Below are 22355 nucleotides of genomic sequence, written 5' to 3' on the forward strand. Positions count from 1 at the left end.
GACAGCTCCCGATAACGGCAACACAGAAACATATTCATGGAACATGGCGGATTTCTAGTAGAGGCGGTCATCTACCTGGCAGCGGCGGTTGTCGCGGTGCCGCTGGCCACCCGGCTGGGACTGGGCTCGGTGCTCGGCTACCTGCTGGCGGGCGTCGCCATCGGCCCCCATGCCCTGGGCCTGGTGGGCGACACCACGGAAGAGCTGCATATCGCCGAGTTCGGCGTGGCCCTGATGCTGTTCCTGATTGGCCTGGAGCTGCAACCGCGCAAGCTGTGGCAGATGCGTGGGGCCATTTTTGGCACCGGCAGCGCCCAGCTGGCGTTGACGGCGATTGCCGTGGGCCTGATCGCCATGCTGATGTACCAGGAGAGCTGGCGCGAGGCGCTGGCGATCGGCCTGATCCTGGGACTGTCCTCCACCGCCATCGTCCTGCAGTCGCTCACCGAGAAGAAGTTGCTGCGTACCGAGGGCGGCCGCGGGGCCTTTGCGGTACTGCTGCTGCAGGACCTGGCAGTAATCCCCATTCTGGCGCTGCTGCCACTGCTGTCGGGCAGCCCGCCCGAACCGGACCAGGACGGCCTGTCCGGATGGCGTTACGGCGCTGCGGTAATCGGCACCATGGTGGCATTCGGGCTGGTGGGCCGTTACGTCCTCGGCCCGCTGCTGCGGCTGGTGGCGGGCAGCCAGTTACGGGAAATGTTTACCGTGACCTCGCTGCTGATCGTGATGGCGTCGGCGGCGGTCATGAGCTGGCTCGAGCTCTCGCCCGCGCTGGGCACCTTCCTGGCCGGCGTGATCCTGGCGGAGAGTGAATTCCGGCACGAGCTGGAGGCGGATATCGAGCCCTTCAAGGGGCTGCTGCTGGGGCTGTTCTTTATCGCCGTGGGCGCCAACCTGAATTTCAACCTGGTGGCAGATAACCCGCTGTTGTTGCTGGGCCTGCTGGTACTCCTGGTCACGGTCAAGTTCGTGGTGCTGTTCTCGCTGGCGCGGGTGACCGGCATGTCCCGCGGCGAGGACTGGCTATTTGCCCTGTCCCTGGCGCAGGCGGGGGAGTTCGGCTTTGTGTTGGTATCCTTCGCGGCGCAGAACCGGGTACTGGACAGCGTCACCGGCAACCTGCTGATCGCCCTGATCGCATTGTCCATGGCTCTCACCCCGGTACTACTGCTGATCTATGAACAGTGGATCCAGCCCCGCTACCGCCGCGGTGCCGGCACCAAGCGCGAAGGGGAGGAAGAACCCCCACAGGATGAGGGCTCACCGGTCATCATTGTCGGTTACGGCCGCTTCGGCCAGATCGCCGGGCGAATGCTGAATGCCTGTGGCTTTGAGACCACGCTGCTGGAGCGCAACGCGGCCCAGCTGGATATGGTGCGCCGTTACGGCATCAAGGCTTACTATGGCGATGCGTCGCGGGAAGACCTGCTGCGATCCGCAGGGGCCAGGAACGCGAAACTGGTGATCCTGACCCTCAGCGACCAGGCCGCGTCACTGGAAATTGTCACCCAGCTGCAGAAGCACTTCCCGCACCTGACCATCCTGGCGCGGGCACGCAATCGGATGCACCACTACGCGCTGATGGAAGCGGGAGTGAAATATATCTTCCGCGAAACCGTGGATTCGGCGCTTTCCATCGGTGAAAAGGCGCTGGAGCTGCTGGGCCTGAGCCCGTTGCAGGCACGCCGGGCAGCGCGTAAGTTCAAGCAGCATGACCAGCGTATGCTGGAGGCCCTCTTCCCCTACTGGCGCGATGAGTCACAGCAGATCGCCCAGACCAGGATTTACCGCGAACAGCTGCTGCAGGCCCTGCGTGAGGATCGACGTGATCGCGACCTGCACCTCGACCATCACTGGGACACGCAGGAACCGAACGGCAAGCCCGGGAACTAGCTTTCCACCGCGTCGCCCCCAGCGCCGGTAAAAGCAGCAGCGGGGCAGGCCCGGTTTCCCGGACGGTCCCGCTTGCTCCGGTGGAATTATTCCACCGTTACCGACTTGGCCAGGTTACGCGGCTGGTCCACATCGGTGCCCTTGAGCAGTGCCACGTGGTAGGAGAGCAGCTGCAGGGGCACCGTGTAGAGGATGGGGGCCAGGCTCTCCGGTGCATCGGGTACCTCTACCACCGTCACACCGGGCTCACTGGCAAAACCCGCTTGCGGGCTGGCAAACACAAACAGTTCACCGCCGCGGGCGCGGACCTCCTGCAGGTTGGACTTGAGCTTCTCCAACAGTTCGTTGTTGGGCGCCACCACCACTACCGGCATATCCGCATCCACCAGGGCCAGGGGGCCGTGCTTCAGCTCGCCGGCGGGGTAGGCCTCGGCGTGGATATAGGAAATCTCCTTCAGCTTGAGGGCACCCTCGAGCGCAATCGGGTACTCCACGCCGCGACCGAGGAACAGTGTATGGTGCTTCTCGGCGAATGCCTCGCTGGTGGCCTGCACCAGCTTGTCCAGCCCGGTGAATTCTTCCATCAGGCCCGGCAACCGGTGCAGCGCCTGTACCAGTTCCGCTTCCCGTTCGGCGGGCAGGCCATTGACCTTGGCCAGTGCGATGCAGAACAGCTGCAGCGCCACCAGCTGGGTGGTGAACGCCTTGGTGGAGGCCACGCCGATCTCGGGACCCGCCTCGGTCATCAGCGAGAGTTCCGACTCCCGCACCAGCGAACTGTTGGGGACGTTGCAAATGGTCATGGAGGCCAGGTAACCCAGCTCCTTCGCCTGCCGCAGCGCCGCCAGCGTGTCGGCCGTTTCGCCAGACTGGGAGATGGTGACAAACAGGGTACCGGGACGCACTGCCGTACGGCGATAGCGAATCTCACTGGCCACCTCAACCGAGCAGGGAATGCCGGCCCAGTCCTCCAGCCAGTACCTGGCCACCAGGCCGGCGTGGTAGCTGGTCCCGCAGGCGACAATCTGTACCTGCCTGACCTCCGGCAGGATTTCGTTGGCGCGGGCACCCAGCGCTTCCGCCAGGACCGACTCAGTGCCGATGCGGCCGGCGAGCGTGGCCCGGACCACTTCCGGCTGCTCGAAGATCTCCTTCTGCATGAAGTGGCGGTAGCGGCCCTTGTCTGCGGCGTCATGGCCGCCATCAAGTTTCTGTACCGGGCGGCTGACTTCCTCGCCTGCGCGATCGAAGACAGCAATGCCATCCAGGGTCACTTGCGCCACATCCCCCTCTTCCAGGAAGACAAAGCGGTCGGTGACCTGGCGCAGGGCCATGGGATCGGAGGCGATAAAGTTTTCCTCGATTCCCACACCGATCACCAGCGGGCTGCCGGCGCGGGCACAGACCAGGGTTTGCGGCTCCCGGGCGCTGATCACACCCAGCGCATAGGCGCCCTCCAGCTCGTGGGTGGCTGCGGTCACCGCTTCCAGCAGGCCCAGGCCCTCGCTGGTGAGGGAGTGGACCAGGTGCACTACCACCTCGGTATCGGTGTCAGAAAGGAACTCATACCCCAGTCCCTGTAACCGGGCGCGCAGGTCGCGGTAGTTCTCGATAATGCCGTTGTGGACCAGGGCGATATCACCGGAAACGTGCGGATGGGAATTTAGGTCGGATGGCGCGCCGTGGGTGGCCCAGCGGGTATGGGCAATACCCAGCTGGCCGGCGGCGGGGCAGGCAGCAAGCCTCGACTCCAGGTCGGCCACCTTGCCCTCACTCTTGCGCAGCTGCAGCTGCTGCTCCCCGTCCACCAGGCACACGCCGGCAGAGTCGTAACCACGGTACTCCAGCCGCCGCAGGCCTTCCAGCAGGATTTCATTTACATTGCGCTGGGCCAGCGCGCCGACAATGCCACACATAAAAACCTCGATCTATCTCTTTCACGGGCCGTTACCCCCAGCTGCGCCGATGGGCAGGGCACCCGCATTATTTTGCCTGCATCAGGCGTAAGTACTCACTTCGGCGCAGATTACCCGCACCCCAAGCTGCTCCAGGGCGGCCCGCGCCGAGTCGGCCAGCCCGGCGTCACTCACGAGCGTATTGACCTGCTCCCAGGGCAGTTCCAGGTTGGGGATCCGCCGCCCCACCTTGCTCGACTCCGCCAGCACCACCACCTCACGGGCCACTTCGGCCATCACCCGGGACAGGCCGATCTGCTCGTTGAAAGTGCAGGTACCACGCTCCAGGTCGATACCGTCGGCACCGATAAAGGCCTGGTCGAAGTCGTAACCGCGCAATACCTGCTCGGCGACACGCCCCTGGAAGCCCTCGAAGTGGGGATCCCAGGTGCCGCCGGTCATCAACAGGGTCGGCTCGTTCTCCAGCTCCCGCAGGGCATTGGCCACATGCAGGGAATTGGTCATCACCACCAGCCCGCGCTTGTGGTCCAGCTCGGGGATCATGGCCGCCGTGGTGCGACCGTAGTCGATCACGATGCGGTGGTGGTCGGGGATCAGGGCCGCGGCGGCGCGCCCGATGGCGCGCTTGACCTCAGAGGGGGCCTCTTCCACCACCAGCTCCCTTGGCACCGGGATGGCGCCGCCATGGCGACGCAGCAGCAGGCCGTGGTTCTCCATGGTGGTGAGATCCTTGCGAATCGTAACCTCAGAGGTTTCGAATTCCCGCGCGAGCTGTTCCACGCTGGCCTCGCCCACCTCGTTCAGGAGCGCCATTATCTGGTGGCGGCGTTGCTGTGTATTCCGTTTCGACATGGCTCAACAAGTTTCGATTTGAAACTTAAGCATAGCAAAACGAAACTAAAATGCCCACAGCCGGACAGGGCGTGAGGCCCGGGGATGGATCGGCTTCAGTGGATACTGCTGTGCAGGCCCATATCAGCGGGCCAGTGCCCTGACCAGCGCCTGTAGGAAGCGGGCCAGCTCCCCCCCGGTAACGGCCCGGTGGTCGGCGCTGACGGAGAGGGGCAGCAGCGGTCGCACCGCGGCCTTGCCCCCCACGGCCACCACGCCTTCATGGGTGCGCCCGGCCCCGACAATGGCCACCGTCGGCGGCATCACCACCGGTGTCGCATAACGGCCACCCAGGGCGCCGAAATTCGACAGCAGGATGGTGCTTCCCTGCAGATCCTCCCGGGCGATACCGGTGTCACGGGCCTGCTCCTTGTAGTCCTCGATCCGGCGCAGGAGATCGTTGTCGGTACAATTCACCACATCCCTGAGTACCGGCACGAACAGTCCCCGCGGGGAATCCACGGCCAGGCCGATATTGATCACACGGGCAGGCCGGAGTTGCCCGTCCTCATAGGTGGCATTGAGGTTTGGTTCTTCCCCGCAGGCCTGCTGCACCGCGCGGACCAGCCGTAAGGTTGCACTCTCACGGCCCCACCAGGCGGAAATATCCACCTCATCACTCAGGGTCATCGGCGTCACCTGGTCCCGGGACCGGGTCATGGCAAGGGCCATTGCCCGACGGGCCGGGGAATCCGCAGGACCTGTCACTGCCTGCTCGGGCTCGCCCCTGTCCGGGGATGGCGCGAGGGCCGGCTCTTTCCCGCCATCCCCGGCCAGCCGCCGCACCTCGGCCTCAGTAAACCGCACCTCCCGGGGCTGGTGTCGCGCCAGGTCGATCCCCAGCCGCCGTGCCAGGGCGCGTACGCCCGGGGTGGCCCGGCGCGCCGCCCGTTCTCCCGGAGCCTGCTCACTGCCCAGCAACTCGCTCCCGCCCTGGATTCGGCCAACGACGGTGCCGGCATCACCCGCCTGTACCCCCTTTTCCGGCGGTGCTGTTTTCTCGCCGGCTTCCTGTCGTGCTTCGGCCCCGCCGTCGGCAAAGCCAACCAACGGCTGGCCCACCTCGACCGTGTCACCTTCGGCGGCGTACAGCTTTTCCACGATGCCGCCCCGGGGTGCGGGCACCTCCACCAGGGCCTTGGCCGTCTCAACGGTGACCAGGCTGTCATGGGCACCGATGCTGTCGCCTTCGGCCACATGCCACTCGCGGATCACCGCGTCCGGCAGCCCCTCGCCCAGGTCCGGCAGCTTGAATATGTTCATGCCGGGTACTCCAGGGTGCGGCGGATCCCGGCCAGGATGCGGTCGACGTCGGGCAGGTAGTGATTCTCCAGCCGGTAATACGGCATCACCGTGTCATATCCGGTGACCCGGTATACCGGCGCGTCGAGCAGGTCGAAGGCATATTCATTAACCTGGGCGATGATTTCGGCACCCAGGCCACCGAAGCGTGCAGCCTCGTGGACAACCACACAGCGACGGGTCTTCTCCAGTGAGTCGATGATGGTATGGATATCCAGCGGCTTGAGGGTTGCCGGGTCGATGACTTCGGCCTCAACTCCTTCAGCGGACAGGGCCTCCGCCGCAGCCAATGTCTCTTTCAATGCGGCACCCCAGGCCACCAGGGTGATATCGGAACCTTCCCGCAGACGGAAAGCCTGGTCCAGGGGCAGGGCTTCTCCGTTGTCGGGGACCTCCTGGCGGGCGGCGCGGTAGATGCGTTTGGGTTCCAGGAACAGTACCGGGTCCGGGTCACGTATCGCTGCCAGCAACAGGCCGTAAGCGCGGGCAGGGGAGGAGGGCACGACCACTCGCAGCCCGGGCATATGGGTGAACAGCGCCTCGGTGCTCTCTGAGTGGTGCTCCGGGGCATGGATCCCGCCGCCGTAGGGGGCGCGGTAGACCAGCGGGCATGACAGGCGGCCCCGGGTCCGGTTCCGCAAGCGGCCGGCGTGATTCAGGACCTGGTCGATCACCGGGTAGATAAACCCCATAAACTGGAATTCGGCCACCGGCCGCAGCCCCTGCGCCGCCATACCGATGGCGATGCCCGCAATCATGTTTTCCGCCAGCGGTGTGTCCATGACGCGACCACTGCCGAACTCGGCCTGCAGCCCGTCGGTGGCGCGGAAAACACCACCGTTGACGCCGATATCCTGGCCAAACACCACGACCCGATTGTCTTCCCGGAGCTCATGGGCCAGGGCCTGGGTTACCGCCTCCACCATGGTAATCGCCGTCATCAGGCTTCATCCCCGGCCGGGCGCACAGTCGCGACCTCGTCATACTGTTCCAGTAGCGCCTCGGGCAGTCGGGCATAGAGGTGATCAAACATGGCGGTCGGTGCATCCGTCTCCCACTCACGATAGGCATGCAGTTCGCGCTCCATGATTTCCGCCAGTTCCCGCTGCAGCTCCTCCTCGCGGCCGTCATCCCACAGCCCGGCGTGTTCGAGGTACAGACGCAGGCGCCGCAGGGGCTCACGGGTACGGGCCTGTTCCAGCTCCTCCCGGGGACAGTAACGCGACGCGTCATCGGCGGTTGTGTGGTCACTGAGCCGGTAGCTGACCGCCTCGATCAGCATCGGGCCACCACCTGTGCGCGCTCGCTCCACCGCATCTGCCACCGCGGCGCGCACCGCGACCACATCGTTTCCATCCACCTGCAGGCAGTTGATGCCGGCGGCCACCGCTTTCTGGGCGATGGTGCAGGCAGCGGTCTGGGCCTTAAGAGGCACCGAAATTGCCCACTGGTTGTTGTTGATCACAAATACCACCGGCAGTTTCCAGACCCCGGCCAGGTTAATCGCCTCGTAAAAATCCCCTTTTGAAGTGGCGCCGTCACCGGCACTGGTCACCGCGACGCGGGCTTTCGCCCCCATTTCTCGTTGTTGGTAGGCGAGGGCAAAGGCCACCCCGGCAGCATGCAGCAACTGCGTGGCGATGGGCACACAGAGCGGGAAATCCGCTGCGGCATGGGTAAAGCACTGGCCGCGTTCATCACCGCCCCATATTGCCAGGATCTCGGCAATACTGACGCCACGCTCCAGCAGGGCACCGGTTTCCCGGTAATAGGGGCAATAAACGTCGTCTTTGCGCAGGGCATTGCCGGTGCCAACACCGATGGCCTCCTGGCCCAGGCTGGAGGGGTAGGTGCCCAGCTGGCCGGTGCGCTGCAGCTTTACCGCCCGGTCGTCGACCAGCCGCGCGAGCGCCATCTGTCGATAAAGTGACAGCAGGGTATCGGGTGTGGCGAAGTCGGGCAGTGCCTGGGTGGCATGCCCCTGCTCATCGAGATACCGCAGGTGCGCAATATCGAATGAGGCCACCAGGTGCAATCGGGGTTTGTGCATCGGGTAATTCCCTTTATTCCCGATGCGCAAGTGTAATGGATCAGCCAGCCGGGGCTGGCATCCGGGGAGGGCTTAGCCGCCGGATTTTCATCGCCATCCCGCTGGCGGAATGGCGATTCCGCCGGGTCAGGACTTCCTGGCGGGTCGCTGCCAGCCGCTGATATTGCGCTGCTTGCCACGGGCCACAGCCAGCTCATCACCCGGTACTTCCCGGGTAATGGTGGATCCCGCCCCTACCGTCGCGCCCGCACCCACCTTGACCGGGGCCACCAGCGCTGTATTGGAACCGATAAAGGCGCCATCGCCGATTTCCGTCAGGGACTTGTTGACGCCGTCGTAGTTGCAGGTGATGGTGCCGGCACCGATATTCACCTGATCGCCCACCTCGGCATCACCCACATAGGAAAGGTGGTTGACCTTGCTGCCACGGCCGATCCGGGCTTTCTTGGTCTCGACGAAATTACCCACCTTGGCACCATCCGCCAACGCGGTACCGGGACGCAGGCGCGCGAAGGGACCGATGGTACAACTCTCGCCCACCTGGGCATCCTCGATCATGGAATTGGCCTCCACACGGGTACCGGCAGCCAGGCGGCAGTTTTTCAGGGTGCAGTTGGGCCCCACCTGTACACCATCGCCCAGCACTACCTCGCCTTCGAAAATACAATTGATGTCGATGGAGACGTCGGTACCGCACTCCAGGTTACCGCGCAGGTCGAAGCGCGCCGGATCCAGCAGGGTAACACCGGCATTCATCAGGGCCAGGGCGCGGCCGTGCTGCAGGGCGCGCTCCATCTGTGCCTGCTGGGCCCGGCTGTTGACGCCGGCGACTTCCAGGGGGTCGCTGGCACGTACGCCGGTAACGGCAATATCCTCACTCACGGAGCGGGCGATCACATCGGTCAGGTAGTACTCGCCCTGGGCATTGTCACTGGAGAGTTCCGGCAACCACTGTTTCAGCAGGTCGGCCGGTGCCGCCAGGATGCCGGTATTTACCTCGCGGATTGCCAGGGTATCGGCATCAGCGTCCTTTTCCTCAACGATGGCCTGCACCCGCCCGCTGTCGTCGCGCACAATTCGCCCATAGCCTGCCGGGTTCGCCATCTCCACTGACAGTAGCGCCGGCCCCTTGTCCGAGGACGACAGCAGCGACTGCAGGGTACCCGCCTTGACCAGTGGTACATCGCCGTAGAGTACCAGCACTGTGGCGCCGGGGCGGAAGTTCGGGATGGCCTGGGCCACCGCATGGCCGGTACCCAGCTGCTCGGTCTGCTCCACAAACTTCACCCCACAGCCGGCATACTGGTCCCGCACCAGCTGGGCCCCGTGCCCCACCACCACGGTAATCTCCACATCACCCAGCTGCTGCGCGGTTTCGATCACCCGCCCCAGCATGGGCATACCGCCAATCGGATGCAGGACCTTCGGGAGGTCGGAGCGCATGCGGGTGCCCTTACCAGCGGCGAGAATAACGATATCGGTGGCCATGGAACCTCTTCTAATTCAAAGGGAAAACTCGGGCGGCAATTGTGGCCAGTTCCGCAGGCGATCACAAGGACGAGGAATGGCGGGGCCACCGAGAATCGAACCGGAATCGGGATCCGGCCGGACAAGAGCCGGGACGGGGAACCTGGTGACTTGCGGCTGCCCGTACCCGGCCGCAGCTCAATGGTGACCCATGCGTCCCGGATGCAGGCTATTTCAGGGGCCGGCGGGGCCAGCGTTTCGGTTCCTCAGTGCTTCGTGGTGCCTTGTCGCTACTGATATAACCGTACTTGAGCATTCCCACGAATACACTACCGCCAACGGCGTTACCCACCGTGGCACGGGCGATATACCCCAGCATCTCACTGGTATCGATAGCAGTGGGACTGCCCAGCCAACCACTGAACATGGCCACGGATCCCGCGATGCAGTGGGCAAGACCACCGGCACCAATGACAAAGGTAGTCAGTATAATCAGCACGATCCGGCCGATGGTGTCGGTCGATGATGTGGCCACCCAGCCCAGCAGCCCCATCAGCCAACCCGCCAGTACCGCACCGAGAAAGACGCCCAATCCCGACTGCATCAGGCTTTTTTCGCCGTAATACGAGAGTGCTTTCGGGTCGATATAGGGGCTCACCGCCTCATACTGGACCAGCAGCAGGCTGAACATCATTGCTCCCAACAGGTTGCCGCTGTATATCACCCCCCAAACCCTGCCCAGTGCCAGCACGCTCTCGCGACGGTCCAGCACCGGCAGGATCGCGAGCGTGGTGTGTTCGGTGAAGAGATCGGCACGCCCCATTATCACCATCACGAAACCGATGGGATAGCTGGCGGCCATCAGCATGTGCAGCTGGTGCTTTCCCAGCTCGTCGCTGAATAGCGTATAAAACACCGCCATCAGGAAGAAACTGAAGCCGATCTCCAGCCCAGCGGCGGTGGCAGACATGAAAAGTGATGAAGTATTGCGCCGGTACTCGTGCAGGCTCGCATCCATTTGCTCCTGCAGGATCTGGCGGTCGCTTTTGGGGCGGGTTTCGTCTTTGGCTGCGGCCATCCTTGGCGCAATTCCCCCCGTGGATTGCCCTCCGGTCCGGGGCGCAAAAGGGTTACCGGTGCCAATAGCTTAGATCAAGCCGGCTGGCGCAGAGGAAGGTGCCGGCGCTGTGCCGATCAGGGCACAGCGCCGGCATGCTCAGGCACCACTGGGCTCTGCCGCCAGGGCGTCATCCAGTTCGGTGGCCCGGCGGAAAGCATCGCGATCACTGACGCGGGCAAAGTAATCGATAAACTCCTGCCTTTTTTCGATAGTCCCGAACTGCAGCCCCCAGCCCACCTGGGCACCGACATACACATCCGCTGCGGTAAACCGCTGCCCGGCGATAAAGGGGTTCTCCTTTACCGCATGAGATAGGGCATCCAGTGTCATTTTGTAGTTACCGTAACCAACCATGCGCTGTTTTTCGGGGGCAGGATCGCCACCAAAAATGCTGCGATTGGTCAGCGCCGCTTCAAGTGGGCCCGCAGTAAAAAACAGCCATCGATAATAATTTGCACGCTCACCTGCCGTCGGCGCCAGTCCGGCTGCGGGAAAAGCCTCCGCCAGGTAAGCGCAGATCGCCGCGGTCTCAGTGACAATATGTTCACCATGCTGGATGGTCGGAACCTTGCCCATGGGGTTAATGGCAAGGAATTCGGGAGATTTCATGGCGGCGCCATAATCGACCACCTCGACTGTATAGGGTTGCCCGATCTCCTCCAGCATCCAGCGAACAATCCGGCCGCGTGATTGTGGTGTGGTATAGAAAGTGATAGCTGCTGCCATGGCCCTCATCCCTGGTGATCCAATTTTTCAGTTTCCAACTTTACCCCAGTGGCGATCCGGTTCCATTGGATCCTTGCCGTATTGAGGACAGGTTTGCAGCACCGCAGCTAATCCGGCGCCAGGCATCGGCCTCAAGCAAATGGCTAGACTTGTGTGAGAAGAAAACCGGGGCCTGGCCAAAATGAAGATCGCAAACCATTTCGACAGCAAGTGTTTATCCCTCTTGCTTACCGTCACCCTCATGCTTTCAGTGATAACGAGTTCGGCGATGGCAGCAGTACCCACGGGCGAGCGGCAGGACATCGGCACAGTCAGTTTTTCGACCTCCTGCTCAACGTCAGTGCAGACAGACTTCAACCGCGCGGTGGCCCTACTGCACCACATGATGTACGTGCAGTCGCAAGAACTCTTTGCCGATATTGCGCGGAGGGACCCGGATTGCGCCATGGCATACTGGGGTGTCGCTATGACAGCCTTCCATCCCCTCTGGGCGCCGCCGCCGGCAGAGGCTCTGGCACGTGGTCAGGAGGCTTTGCGCAAAGCCGGTGCGCTCTCTCCGGGTACAGCAAGGGAGAAGGGATATATTGATGCCGCCAGTGCTTTTTACCGGGACTGGGACAAGGACCGGCACCGGGAAAACCTTGAGGCCTGGCGCAAAGCCCAACAACAGCTCTTCGAGCGCTACCCGGATGATGTCGACGCCGGTGCACTGTATGCGCTCTCCCTGGTGGCCACTGCGCCAAAGGGGGACCGGGAATACATGCGCCAGAAAGAAGCGGGCAAGCTTCTCGAGCGCCTGCGCGTCGAGGCGCCCCGCCACCCGGCCATGTATCACTACCTGATACACGCCTACGACAATCCCGCCCTTGCCGACCGCGCACTGGATGTTGCACGAGAGTATGACAAGATCGCCCCCGAAGTGCCGCATGCACTGCACATGCCTTCGCATATTTTTGTACGATTGGGCATCTGGCCCGACACCATTGAGTGGAACAAGCGCTCCGCGGCAGCGGCCAGGCGCCAGCCCGCGGACGGTAAGATCTCGCTGCATTTTTACCATGCACTCGATTACCTGCTCTATGCCTACCTGCAGCAGGGACGAGACGATGATGCTAAGGCCACCCTGGCAGAGGTGCGGGCCGCAGCGGTTCCCCAGGATGAATTTGCCTCCGCTTACGGTATCTCGGCAGCCCGTGCACGCTATCGGCTGGAAAAGCGCGACTGGCAGGGTGCCGCATCCCTTGATCCCCGCTTGCCCGCGGATTTCCCCTGGGATAACTACCCGTGGACCGAAGCCATAGTGGAGTTTGCCCGGGGTATCGGCGCCGCTCGCAGTGGTGATACCCCTGCTGCCGTGAGGTCGGCCAAGAGGCTGGCTGAGCTTCAAGAGCAGACGGCAGCCGCGGGCGAGAAATACTGGGCCCAGCAAGTGGAGGTGCAGCGCCTGGCGGTAGAGGCATGGTCTGCACTATCTGCAGGCAAGGAGCGTCAAGCGCTGGTGTTGATGCGCAAAGCGGCGAACATGGAAGATTCCATGGACAAACATCCGGTGACACCCGGGCCGGTGCTTCCTGCACGGGAATTGCTGGGTGATATGCTGCTGGCGTCCGGTAAACCAAAAGAGGCGCTCGAGGCCTACCGAAAAACACTGGAGGTTAACGCCGGGCGGTTCAACAGTCTCTATGGCGCAGCCAGTGCGGCCGCGGAATCCGGTGATCCCCCCGTGGCGGAAAAATTCTACCGCGAGCTGCTCGAGCAAGCCGGTGAACATGGCGGCAGCAGGGAGGAGCTTGCCGAGGCACGGAAGTTTGTGGGCAAGCGGCCGTGACAAGGCACGGCCGCTATGTCTGCTGGACCAATTCCCGGGATTACCGAGCCTGCCAGGGCAGGCCCGGTTATTGCCGTGACAGGGTTGATAACGCTCTGGGGCAGTGCTCGTCAGGTTGACGGCACTACATCCTCAATCCAGGTTTTGACGCGCTCCACTTCCGCCCTGCCTGCTGCGACAGCCTCGGCGGCACGGGAAAACTCCATACTGCCTATTCCACCGACCTTGGGCATAATCATGATGTCCGGGGGTGACCCCACTAGCCGCGAGCGCTTGTGACGCCGCTCCAGGATCTCCATGGCTGTCGACATGGTCTCCAGCATGCCCGGGGCATAGGGCGCGCCTCTGGTAAAGCGGTCACCGATCTGGGACAGCTGTTCGCGGCCCTGGGTCAGCAGCTTTTCAAGTGACTTGCCCCCTGTAGCCCCCGCATCGGTTTCCTCCTGGAGAACTTCCCCCTCCGGGCTTTCCCCATCGTTCCCGTCACTCGCCAGCGTTTCCACGTCACCCTGTCGGTGTTCCCTCGGAGATGCGCCATCCTCGGTCACATCGACCGCAATCACACAGGTTGCTCCCATCGCCCGACAGACATCGATCGGCACGGGGTTGACCACAGCCCCGTCGACCAGCCAGCGCCCGGCAACCTGTTTCGGGGACAGCAACCCGGGAATGGAGCTGGACGCACTCACCGCGTCGCTGAGGTTGCCTTCCTGTAACCAGATTTCCTGGCCGCTGTTCAGGTCAGTTGCCACTGCGGTAAAAGGTACAGGAAGATCCTCGATATTCTGGTAGGCGAAGTTCTCGAAGAAGGCCTGGAAGGGTTTCTTGCCGCCGATCAGGCCGCCACTGAATGTCCAGTTGATATCCAGCAGGGAGAACACCCGCCAGTTATCCAGCATGTTCACCCACTTCTCAAGTCTATCCAGGCACCCCGCGGCACAGGCGGCCCCGACAAACGCTCCCATGGAAGAACCGGCGATCACCTGGGGGCGAATTCCCATCTCTTCCAGCGCACTCAGCACACCGATATGGGCAAAGCCCTTGGCAGCGCCGCTGCCGAGGGCGATGCCGACGCAGGGCTTCGAAGAATCGGTCATTGCGGACTCCTTTAGTCAATTGCATACCACCACGCCAATGCCGGGCAGCGTAATAAGTGTCGGGGGAATATATTCTCCATCGTCTGGTCTCCCCAAACAGGTCTTTACAGGCAAGCCGAGTCGTATCACCAAACAACAACCTTTGCTGATTTTTTCCAAAGGGAAGTCACCGCTTACGAGCCAAGGGGCAGGGCAGCCCCTCGGTTTCGCTGGTGAACCTTTTACTGGGAAAGTATGAGGTATTGCCGTGTCTCTCGGTCCAGCACCGCAATACTACGATTTGGTAAAGCAAGATAGATGGTGCCCGTATCCCGATCGATGGCGGGGAGGAATGTGACATGCTCATTTTCTAATTGGGTTAACTTGAGCAGGTCAGTGCGGTCGCCGGTCATTAGGTCAACTTCAACCAGGACGACGTCTGATTTTCCTGTGTCCGGGTTTTTACCAATGTAGTTTTCCACCAGCAGGAAGCCCGTAGCGGAATCCAGGGCCATTTGTCCCAATTCTATAAAGTCAGGACCCGCGCCGACGCCGTCCCCCGATAGCAGTTGTTTCCCGCCCGTTTCAAGATCGATGGCGAGTATGCCACCTTCCGCATTCGCCAGATAGGCACGATCATTCGCACTATCTACAACCAGGTCGCTGACGTGTCCCCAGTATCCCTCTGTCCCATAGCTTGCTGAACACGTGAGTATTTCACGATCGCCGGAAGTGGGGTCAACCCTTAGCAGACAGCCCCCTTGATCGACGACGAAGCCGGTAGCCAGAAGGGTATTGCGTCGGGAATCGAACGCGATTGCGGTAAAGGATCCGAGCTCCGGGCCGCTGCCGGCTTTGCCGTCGGTTAACTCTTCCCACACAGCCTGTCCCGGGGATAAAGCCAGTATTGCACTCGGTTGGGTATAACTCCATCTGACGGCAAAAACAGCACCATCGACGGGGTTTACCTCGACGGACTCCAGAAAGTCCGATGCGGGGGCTGGTTCTGCGGCGGAGCCGCTCAGGAATTTCCGATCGCCGGTATCCCGGTGTATCGCAATCAACTGGCTGTATTCGTCATATATGTCGTTAATTGCGATCAAGTTGCCAGTGACGCTGTTGTATGCCAGCTCCTTGAGGTAGGTGGGCGAGGGCCCTTGCCCGCGGATAATGCGACCTAACTGTTTCCGCTGCCCGGTTGCCTTGTCAATCAGGAAACTGTGACCGGTACTGCAGGAATTTACCAGCACAGAGCTGCCGGTATCAGCGAAGCCATAGCGCAGCCAGTCAAAAACCCTGTTTAGCTCGCCGCCGCCCAGCCGGGTAGAAGCCACCTCCCGGTCACCGGTGGCAAGGTTGATTTCAAGTAACCTGTTGTACTCGTCCCCCACATAGGCCCTTCCCTGGACGAGGTCGACTGCCAGGCCCGCAGCACGGATCAGTTCCGGGCCGCTGCCAACATTTGGGCCAGACAATTCCTTGACTGTGCTGGTTGACGGGTCGAGCTCAAGAAGTGCGTCCACTGTTACAAAAAAGAATCTACCGCCGACCACGCGGAAGCCCGGGTTTGCATCAAGGGGAGGGGTTCCGTCTGCGTATTTCCACCCGCCGATATGGGTTCTGGCCCCTGTCGCGGGATCCACAGCGACAACGTAGGACGCCCACCACTCGAGCACATAAATAGTGCCCGTGGCTTCGTCAATAGATATCTGCGGATTGCTGCCGAAAGAGGGGGATTGAGCGGGCGAAACGACAGTGGGCCCATGGAAACCAGAATCGTATGAATACAGGATATCGTTCTGGATCAGGAGGAAACGGCCACTGGCTGGATCAAAAGTCGCGCCATCGACATCGTCGAGTTCCACCGGTAACGCTTGCTCAATTCCGGTTTCGAGATCCAGTGCCGATGGTGGGCTGAACGTGTAGGCTGTATTGGCTGTGGAGTCGTAGGCAACCGGCCCGCAAAACCGGTAACTGTCGAAGCGGTCGTATGCATTCACCGTGGTTTCAGCTGCGTTCGAAGTGACGTTTCCGCTGGTGTCGGTAACCACCACCTCAATATTCGTCGCCCCGCCCGCCTTGAGGCTGACGGGTGCAGTCCAGTTCAAAAAGCCGTCAGTAGTCTCGGCTTCCACACCATTGACGACTACCTTGGCAATTCCAGCGTTATCCGCGGATGTTCCCCGGATAATCAGGATCTCCTGGTCGCTCCATAAGCCGGGCTTCGGTGGGAATTCTATTTGTGCTGTCGGCGCCTCGGTATCCGCCACGTCCTCGTTGCCGTTGTCCGAGGACGATCCTCCCCCGCCAGAACAAGCTCCCAATACCAGAATCAGTGAGAATAAGGAGATTCTGTAAAAGTCCATAGTGGTAGCCGCCCCCACGGCAGAGTTCCTTAATGTGCCACGTATCCAAGTTACCACAGCGGGGCCCTTGGTTTTGGGAACACGTTACAAGGGCGTTCAGAAGGCACAAAAAAAGCAGCCGAAGCTGCTTTTTTGCACAGGCTGATCGGTAAGTTGGTTTTACTTACCGGCCGCCTTGCGGATGGCCTGCATGGTGCGCAGGCGCGCCTCGGCCTCGGCCAGCTGGGCGGAGATGCGGGCATAGTCCACCTCGGAGGGCGCCTGGTGCAGGGCGTGGGCCGCTTCCTCGCGGGCCTTCTGCGCGGCTTCCTCGTCGATTTCCCGCTCGGCGATATCGGCGAGAATGGTGATCATGTTCGGCTGCACCTCGGCGTAACCGCCACTTACGAACAGCACTTCCTCTTCACCACCCTGCTTGATGATCCGCACCGGGCCCGGCTTCAACGCCGTAAGCAGCTGGGCGTGACCATAGGAAATTCCCAGTTCGCCCTCGACACCGGTGACGACAACCATCTCCACCAGTCCGGAGAACAGGGATTCCTCAGCGCTTACGATATCGCAATGTACAGTCATAGCCATAAGGCTACCTCATTCTCTGCAGTTTGCCTTGCGAATTCCCGCCGCCGTGCCCGGATAGGGCAGGGCGGTGGGGGTTCCGCGCTTACTTGGCCTTGTTGGCTTTCTCGACCGCTTCGTCGATGGTGCCGACCATGTAGAAGGCCTGTTCCGGCAGGTTGTCGTACTCGCCGTCGAGGATGCCCTGGAAGCCACGGATGGTTTCTTTCAGGGACACGTATTTACCCGGCGCACCGGTAAACACCTCGGCCACGTGGAACGGCTGGGACAGGAAACGCTCGATCTTACGGGCGCGTGCCACAGTCTGCTTGTCCTCTTCAGACAGCTCGTCCATACCCAGGATGGCGATGATGTCCTTCAGCTCCTTGTAGCGCTGCAGTACAGACTGCACGCCGCGGGCCACTTCGTAGTGCTCCTGGCCGATAACCAGCGGGTCCAGCTGGCGGGAGGTGGAGTCCAGCGGATCCACTGCCGGGTAGATACCCTTGGCGGCGATATCGCGGCTCAGTACCACGGTGGAGTCCAGGTGGGCGAAGGTAGTGGCCGGGGACGGGTCGGTAAGGTCGTCCGCCGGTACGTATACCGCCTGGATGGAAGTAATGGAGCCGGTCTTGGTGGAGGTAATACGCTCCTGCAGAACGCCCATCTCTTCCGCCAGGGTCGGCTGGTAACCTACCGCAGACGGCATACGGCCGAGCAGGGCGGATACTTCGGTACCGGCCAGGGTGTAACGGTAGATGTTGTCGACGAACAGCAGTACGTCGCGGCCCTCGTCACGGAATTTCTCCGCCATGGTCAGGCCGGTCAGGGCCACACGCAGGCGGTTTCCGGGCGGCTCATTCATCTGGCCGTAAACCATCGCTACCTTGGACTCAGAGAAGTTCTCGACGTTTACAACGCCGGCTTCCTGCATCTCGTAGTAGAAGTCGTTACCTTCACGGGTCCGCTCACCCACACCGGCAAATACGGACAGGCCGCTGTGCTCGGTGGCGATGTTGTTGATGAGCTCCATCATGTTCACGGTCTTGCCCACGCCGGCGCCGCCGAACAGGCCGACCTTACCGCCCTTGGCGAAGGGGCATACCAGGTCGATCACCTTGATGCCGGTTTCCAGCAGGTCGGTGGAGCTGGACTGCTCCTCGTAAGTGGGGGCAGCGCGGTGAATGGAAGCACGCTCCACATCGGCGCCCTCGCCACCGATCGGGCCACACTCGTCGATCGGGTTGCCCAGCACGTCCATGATACGGCCCAGGGTTTCGGTACCAACCGGCACGGAAACCGGCGCACCGGTGTTCTTCACGGCCAGGCCGCGGGAAATACCCTCGGATGAACCCATGGCGATAGCGCGTACTACGCCGTCGCCCAGCTGCTGCTGCACTTCCATGGTGAGGTTCTTTTCCTCTACCACGAGTGCGTCGTATACCTTCGGTACGGAGTCGCGCGGGAATTCCACGTCGATTACCGCTCCGATAACTTGCACAATTTGCCCGTTACTCATTTCCGGATCCTCAAATCAAAATTCGTTCAGCCGCTTAAACCGCTGCGGCGCCGCCCACGATTTCGGACAGCTCCTGGGTAATCGCTGCCTGGCGCGCCTTGTTGTAAACAAGTTGCAGCGCATCGATCAGCTCGCCGGCGTTGTCGGTGGCGCTCTTCATGGCAATCATGCGCGCCGCCTGCTCGCAGGCCTTGTTTTCGACCACGGCCTGGTACACCTGTGACTCGATGTAGCGAGCCAGCAGTCCGTCGAGCAGTTCCACCGGCTCCGGCTCGTACAGGTAATCCCAGTTATGCTTGAGCTGGTCGTTATCCTCTTTCGGCAGCGGCAGCAACTGTTCCACGCGCGGCTTCTGCGACATGGTGTTGACGAACTCGTTGGACACGAGGAACAGACGGTCGATTTCGCCTTCCGCGAAGCGGTCCATCATGACCTTTACCGAACCGATCAGCTTGTTCGCCTGCGGGTTGTCACCCACATCGCGCAGGGCCGCCACCACCTTGCCACCGATGGTGTTGAAGAAGCTGGCCGCCTTGTTGCCCACCGCGCAGATCTCGACGTCGACGCCGCGCTCCGACCAGGCCTGCATATCGCGGATGGCCGCCTTGAACATGTTGATGTTCAGGCCACCGCAGAGACCGCGGTCAGTGGATACCAGGATAAAACCCACCCGCTTGGCCTCGCGCTCCTGCAGGTAGATATGCTGGTATTCGGCCGAGGCGTTGGCGACGTGGCCGATCACCGCGCGTATGCGCTGGGCGTAGGGACGCCCCAGAGCCATGCGATCCTGAGCCTTGCGCATCTTACTCGCCGCGACCATTTCCATCGCGGAGGTAATTTTCTGCGTGCTCTTGATGCTGGCAATTTTTGTGCGTACTTCTTTTCCGCCTGCCATAGTGATTTACCTTGTTCGCTGGATTTCTCAGAACCGCAGGAGCGGGCCCTCACCGGGCCGGCCCCTGCAGGCCTCCAGGGTGCTTACCAGCTACCGGTGGCGACAAACTTCTCGATTGCGGCCTTGAAGGCTGCATCGATTTCGTCGTCGTACTTACCGGTGCTGTTCACTTGCTGCATCAGCTCTGCGTGTTCGCTGTTCATGTAAGCGAGCAGGGCGGATTCGAAGTCCAGCACTTTATTGACTTCAACGTCGTTCAGATAACCCTTGTCGGCAGCGTAAACAGAAACGGCCATTTCCGCGATGGACAGCGGGCTGTACTGCTTCTGCTTCATCAGCTCGGTGACGCGCTCACCGTGGTCCAGCTGTGCCTTGGTCGCCTCGTCCAGGTCGGAAGCGAACTGGGAGAAAGCCGCCAGCTCACGGTACTGGGCCAGTGCGGTACGGATGCCGCCGGACAGTTTCTTGATCACCTTGGTCTGCGCGGAGCCACCGACACGGGATACGGAGATACCCGGGTTGATGGCGGGGCGGACACCGGCGTTGAACAGATCCGCCTCGAGGAAGATCTGGCCGTCGGTAATGGAGATCACGTTGGTCGGTACGAACGCGGAGACGTCGCCGGCCTGGGTCTCGATGATTGGCAGCGCGGTCAGAGAGCCGGTCTTGCCTTTCACGTCGCCGTTGGTGAACTTCTCTACGTAGTCGGCGTTTACACGCGCGGCGCGCTCCAGCAGGCGGGAGTGCAGGTAGAAAACGTCACCGGGGTAGGCTTCACGGCCCGGGGGACGCTTCAGCAGCAGGGAGATCTGGCGGTAAGCCCAGGCCTGCTTGGTGAGGTCGTCGTAAATGATCAGGGCGTCTTCACCGCGGTCACGGAAGTACTCGCCCATGGTGCAGCCCACGTACGGTGCCAGGAACTGCATCGAGGCCGGATCGGCAGCGCCGGCGGCAACCACGATGGTGTGGTCCATGGCACCGTGCTCTTCCAGCTTGCGGACCACGTTGGCAATAGAGGACTGCTTCTGGCCCACGGCAACATAGATACACTTAATGCCGGTGCCTTTCTGGTTGATGATGGTGTCGATCGCAACAGCGGTCTTACCGATCTGACGGTCACCAATGATCAGCTCGCGCTGGCCGCGGCCGATCGGGATCATGGTATCGATCGCCTTCAGGCCAGTCTGTACCGGCTGGTCAACGGACTGGCGGGCGATAACGCCCGGCGCTACCTTTTCCACGGCGTCGGTCAGGCTGGTGTTCAGCGGACCCTTGCCATCGATCGGGTTACCCAGGGCGTCGACCACGCGGCCCAGCAGTTCCGGACCCACCGGGGTCTCCAGAATGCGGCCGGTGCAACGACATTTCTGGCCTTCGGCCAGGGACTTGTAGTCGCCCAGGATCACGGCACCGACGGAGTCGCGCTCCAGGTTCAGGGCCATACCGTAAATGCCACCATCGAATTCGATCATCTCACCGAACATCACGTCGGCGAGGCCGTGGATACGGACAATACCGTCGGACACGGAAACGATGGTGCCCTCGGTGCGGGCCTGTGTGTCCACATCGAGACTCTCGATGCGGCTCTTGATAATTTCACTGATCTCAGAGGGATTCAGTTGCTGCATGCTCTGTTCCTCAAGTTCCCAAATGCCGGAAACGACGTCCGGGAAAGTTGTTTAGGAGTTCATCGCCTCGGCGAGTTTGGCCAACCGGCCGCGCACTGTGCCATCGATGACCGTATCGCCGGCGCGCACGATTGCGCCGCCCAGAAGGCTCTCGTCCACGGAGCCGTGCAGATGCACTTCGCGCCCGAACTTCTTGCTGAGCGCCTGGGTCAGCTGCTGCGCCTGCGCCTCGCTCAGCGGGCGCGCGGAGACAACTTCAACCTCCAGGGAGGCTTCGGCCTGTGCCTTGAGCTCTTCAAACAGCTCGTGGATTTCCGGCAACAGCGGCAGGCGGTGGTTTTCCGCCAGCAGCCGGATAAAGTTCTTGCCGGAGTCACTGAGGTCATCTGAACAGATGGACAGGAATTTTTCTGCGCGTTGTTCGCTGGTGAGCTGCGGGTTTTCCAGCATCTCACCAACTTTCTCGCTTTGGCTGACCGCGGCCGCCGTCGCCAGCGCAGTACTCCACCCACCGAGATCGGAGGCTTCCTGCGCGTAGGCAAACGCCGCTTTGGCATAAGGCCGGGCCAGTGTGCTGAGTTCCGCCATGGGGTTCCTCGCTTACAGCTCGGCTGCCAGTTTGTCGATCAGATCGTCATGCGCCTTGGCATCGATATTAACCGAGAGAATCTTCTCCGCACCGGCCACAGACAGGGCGGCAACGCGGCTGCGTAGCTGCTCCTTGGCACGGTTCACTTCCTGGTCGATCTCGGCCTTGGCCGCGGCTTTCAGGCGATCCCCTTCCTCGACTGCGGCCTGCTTGGCCTCGTCGAGGATCTGGTTGGCACGCTTGTTGGCACCTTCGATGATTTCCGCAGCCTGCTCTTTGGCTTCCTTCAGCTGTTCAGCGGCCTTGCGCTGAGCCAGCTCCAGATCCTTACCGGCGCGCTCGGCCTCTTCGAGACCGGTGGCGATCTTCTGCTCGCGTTCCTGCATGACGCCGAGCAGGGCAGGCCATACATACTTCCAGCAGAACCATACGAAGACCAGGAATGTAATCGACTGGCCTATTAGAGTCAGGTTGATATTCACACCGACACCTCTTGCTCTTTGCTCTTTATAAAAAGAACGGGGGGGTTAA

18 protein-coding genes are annotated in these 22355 nt (G+C 61.7%); 2 read left to right on the forward strand and 16 right to left on the reverse strand.

Features of this window, described 5'->3' with window-relative positions:
- Positions 1-36 precede the first annotated feature (36 nt).
- Positions 37-1896 (forward strand): monovalent cation:proton antiporter-2 (CPA2) family protein, encoded by a 1860-nt coding sequence (locus tag LVD11_RS13180; RefSeq protein WP_237059780.1) that lies wholly within the window; start codon positions 37-39, stop codon positions 1894-1896.
- A gap of 86 nt (positions 1897-1982) precedes the next feature.
- On the opposite strand, the gene glmS is transcribed toward LVD11_RS13180, so the two are convergent.
- The 8 genes from glmS to LVD11_RS13220 form a co-directional block, all read right to left on the reverse strand.
- Entirely contained in the window at positions 1983-3812 is a 1830-nt protein-coding gene (glmS, locus tag LVD11_RS13185; RefSeq protein ID WP_237059782.1) for a glutamine--fructose-6-phosphate transaminase (isomerizing), read from the reverse strand.
- Positions 3813-3893: 81 nt separating this feature from the next.
- Positions 3894-4664, reverse strand: coding sequence for a DeoR/GlpR family DNA-binding transcription regulator (locus tag LVD11_RS13190; protein ID WP_237059783.1), 771 nt, complete (start codon positions 4662-4664; stop codon positions 3894-3896).
- A gap of 123 nt (positions 4665-4787) precedes the next feature.
- The gene (locus tag LVD11_RS13195; RefSeq protein WP_237059785.1) at positions 4788-5966 is read right to left on the reverse strand and encodes a dihydrolipoamide acetyltransferase family protein; all 1179 of its coding nucleotides are present in this window, start codon (positions 5964-5966) and stop codon (positions 4788-4790) included.
- On the reverse strand, positions 5963-6946 hold the full coding sequence (locus LVD11_RS13200) for an alpha-ketoacid dehydrogenase subunit beta (protein WP_237059787.1): 984 nt from the start codon (positions 6944-6946) through the stop codon (positions 5963-5965). Before LVD11_RS13200 ends, LVD11_RS13195 begins: the two co-directional genes overlap by 4 nt.
- The gene (gene pdhA, locus LVD11_RS13205; RefSeq protein WP_237059789.1) at positions 6946-8055 is read right to left on the reverse strand and encodes a pyruvate dehydrogenase (acetyl-transferring) E1 component subunit alpha; all 1110 of its coding nucleotides are present in this window, start codon (positions 8053-8055) and stop codon (positions 6946-6948) included. The genes LVD11_RS13200 and pdhA overlap by 1 nt, the downstream gene beginning before the upstream one ends.
- Before the next feature lie 126 nt (positions 8056-8181).
- Positions 8182-9543, reverse strand: coding sequence for a bifunctional UDP-N-acetylglucosamine diphosphorylase/glucosamine-1-phosphate N-acetyltransferase GlmU (gene glmU / locus LVD11_RS13210; protein WP_237059791.1), 1362 nt, complete (start codon positions 9541-9543; stop codon positions 8182-8184).
- Between the two features lie 208 nt (positions 9544-9751).
- Positions 9752-10600: a formate/nitrite transporter family protein gene (locus tag LVD11_RS13215; protein ID WP_237059793.1), complete on the reverse strand. Its 849-nt coding sequence runs from the start codon at positions 10598-10600 to the stop codon at positions 9752-9754.
- 138 nt (positions 10601-10738) lie between these two features.
- Entirely contained in the window at positions 10739-11368 is a 630-nt protein-coding gene (locus LVD11_RS13220) for a glutathione S-transferase family protein (RefSeq protein ID WP_237059794.1), read from the reverse strand.
- A 268-nt stretch (positions 11369-11636) separates the two neighbouring features.
- On the opposite strand from LVD11_RS13220, the gene LVD11_RS13225 reads away from it, so the two are divergent.
- Positions 11637-13196: a tetratricopeptide repeat protein gene (locus tag LVD11_RS13225; protein ID WP_237059796.1), complete on the forward strand. Its 1560-nt coding sequence runs from the start codon at positions 11637-11639 to the stop codon at positions 13194-13196.
- Between the two features lie 110 nt (positions 13197-13306).
- On the opposite strand, the gene LVD11_RS13230 is transcribed toward LVD11_RS13225, so the two are convergent.
- The 8 genes from LVD11_RS13230 to LVD11_RS13265 form a co-directional block, all read right to left on the reverse strand.
- Entirely contained in the window at positions 13307-14293 is a 987-nt protein-coding gene (locus tag LVD11_RS13230; RefSeq protein WP_237059797.1) for a patatin-like phospholipase family protein, read from the reverse strand.
- Positions 14294-14514: 221 nt separating this feature from the next.
- Positions 14515-16638 (reverse strand): hypothetical protein, encoded by a 2124-nt coding sequence (locus tag LVD11_RS13235; RefSeq protein ID WP_237059798.1) that lies wholly within the window; start codon positions 16636-16638, stop codon positions 14515-14517.
- A 159-nt stretch (positions 16639-16797) separates the two neighbouring features.
- On the reverse strand, positions 16798-17217 hold the full coding sequence (locus LVD11_RS13240; RefSeq protein ID WP_237059799.1) for a F0F1 ATP synthase subunit epsilon: 420 nt from the start codon (positions 17215-17217) through the stop codon (positions 16798-16800).
- Positions 17218-17299: 82 nt separating this feature from the next.
- Positions 17300-18712: a F0F1 ATP synthase subunit beta gene (gene atpD, locus LVD11_RS13245; RefSeq protein WP_237059800.1), complete on the reverse strand. Its 1413-nt coding sequence runs from the start codon at positions 18710-18712 to the stop codon at positions 17300-17302.
- 34 nt (positions 18713-18746) lie between these two features.
- Positions 18747-19607: a F0F1 ATP synthase subunit gamma gene (gene atpG, locus LVD11_RS13250; RefSeq protein ID WP_237059801.1), complete on the reverse strand. Its 861-nt coding sequence runs from the start codon at positions 19605-19607 to the stop codon at positions 18747-18749.
- Between the two features lie 83 nt (positions 19608-19690).
- On the reverse strand, positions 19691-21235 hold the full coding sequence (atpA, locus tag LVD11_RS13255) for a F0F1 ATP synthase subunit alpha (protein ID WP_237059802.1): 1545 nt from the start codon (positions 21233-21235) through the stop codon (positions 19691-19693).
- Between the two features lie 51 nt (positions 21236-21286).
- Positions 21287-21823 carry a F0F1 ATP synthase subunit delta gene (locus LVD11_RS13260; protein ID WP_237059803.1) on the reverse strand — a complete coding sequence of 179 codons (537 nt, stop codon included), beginning with the start codon at positions 21821-21823 and terminating at the stop codon, positions 21287-21289.
- Positions 21824-21835: 12 nt separating this feature from the next.
- Positions 21836-22306 carry a F0F1 ATP synthase subunit B gene (locus LVD11_RS13265; RefSeq protein WP_237059804.1) on the reverse strand — a complete coding sequence of 157 codons (471 nt, stop codon included), beginning with the start codon at positions 22304-22306 and terminating at the stop codon, positions 21836-21838.
- Between the last annotated feature and the right edge of the window lie 49 nt (positions 22307-22355).

Source organism: Microbulbifer sediminum (assembly GCF_021729035.1).
In the GTDB taxonomy this organism is placed as follows: Bacteria; Pseudomonadota; Gammaproteobacteria; order Pseudomonadales; family Cellvibrionaceae; genus Microbulbifer; species Microbulbifer sediminum.

Coding starts and splice junctions, on each gene's coding strand:
- LVD11_RS13190 (WP_237059783.1), bottom strand. CDS start 4,664: ATGTCGAAACGGAATACACAGCAACGCCGCCACCAGATAATGGCGCTC.
- LVD11_RS13225 (WP_237059796.1), top strand. CDS start 11,637: ATGGCAGCAGTACCCACGGGCGAGCGGCAGGACATCGGCACAGTCAGT.
- LVD11_RS13235 (WP_237059798.1), bottom strand. CDS start 16,638: ATGGACTTTTACAGAATCTCCTTATTCTCACTGATTCTGGTATTGGGA.
- LVD11_RS13180 (WP_237059780.1), top strand. CDS start 37: ATGGAACATGGCGGATTTCTAGTAGAGGCGGTCATCTACCTGGCAGCG.
- LVD11_RS13260 (WP_237059803.1), bottom strand. CDS start 21,823: ATGGCGGAACTCAGCACACTGGCCCGGCCTTATGCCAAAGCGGCGTTT.
- glmS (WP_237059782.1), bottom strand. CDS start 3,812: ATGTGTGGCATTGTCGGCGCGCTGGCCCAGCGCAATGTAAATGAAATC.
- LVD11_RS13215 (WP_237059793.1), bottom strand. CDS start 10,600: ATGGCCGCAGCCAAAGACGAAACCCGCCCCAAAAGCGACCGCCAGATC.
- atpA (WP_237059802.1), bottom strand. CDS start 21,235: ATGCAGCAACTGAATCCCTCTGAGATCAGTGAAATTATCAAGAGCCGC.
- pdhA (WP_237059789.1), bottom strand. CDS start 8,055: ATGCACAAACCCCGATTGCACCTGGTGGCCTCATTCGATATTGCGCAC.
- LVD11_RS13230 (WP_237059797.1), bottom strand. CDS start 14,293: ATGACCGATTCTTCGAAGCCCTGCGTCGGCATCGCCCTCGGCAGCGGC.
- atpG (WP_237059801.1), bottom strand. CDS start 19,607: ATGGCAGGCGGAAAAGAAGTACGCACAAAAATTGCCAGCATCAAGAGC.
- LVD11_RS13220 (WP_237059794.1), bottom strand. CDS start 11,368: ATGGCAGCAGCTATCACTTTCTATACCACACCACAATCACGCGGCCGG.
- LVD11_RS13240 (WP_237059799.1), bottom strand. CDS start 17,217: ATGGCTATGACTGTACATTGCGATATCGTAAGCGCTGAGGAATCCCTG.
- atpD (WP_237059800.1), bottom strand. CDS start 18,712: ATGAGTAACGGGCAAATTGTGCAAGTTATCGGAGCGGTAATCGACGTG.
- glmU (WP_237059791.1), bottom strand. CDS start 9,543: ATGGCCACCGATATCGTTATTCTCGCCGCTGGTAAGGGCACCCGCATG.
- LVD11_RS13195 (WP_237059785.1), bottom strand. CDS start 5,966: ATGAACATATTCAAGCTGCCGGACCTGGGCGAGGGGCTGCCGGACGCG.
- LVD11_RS13200 (WP_237059787.1), bottom strand. CDS start 6,946: ATGACGGCGATTACCATGGTGGAGGCGGTAACCCAGGCCCTGGCCCAT.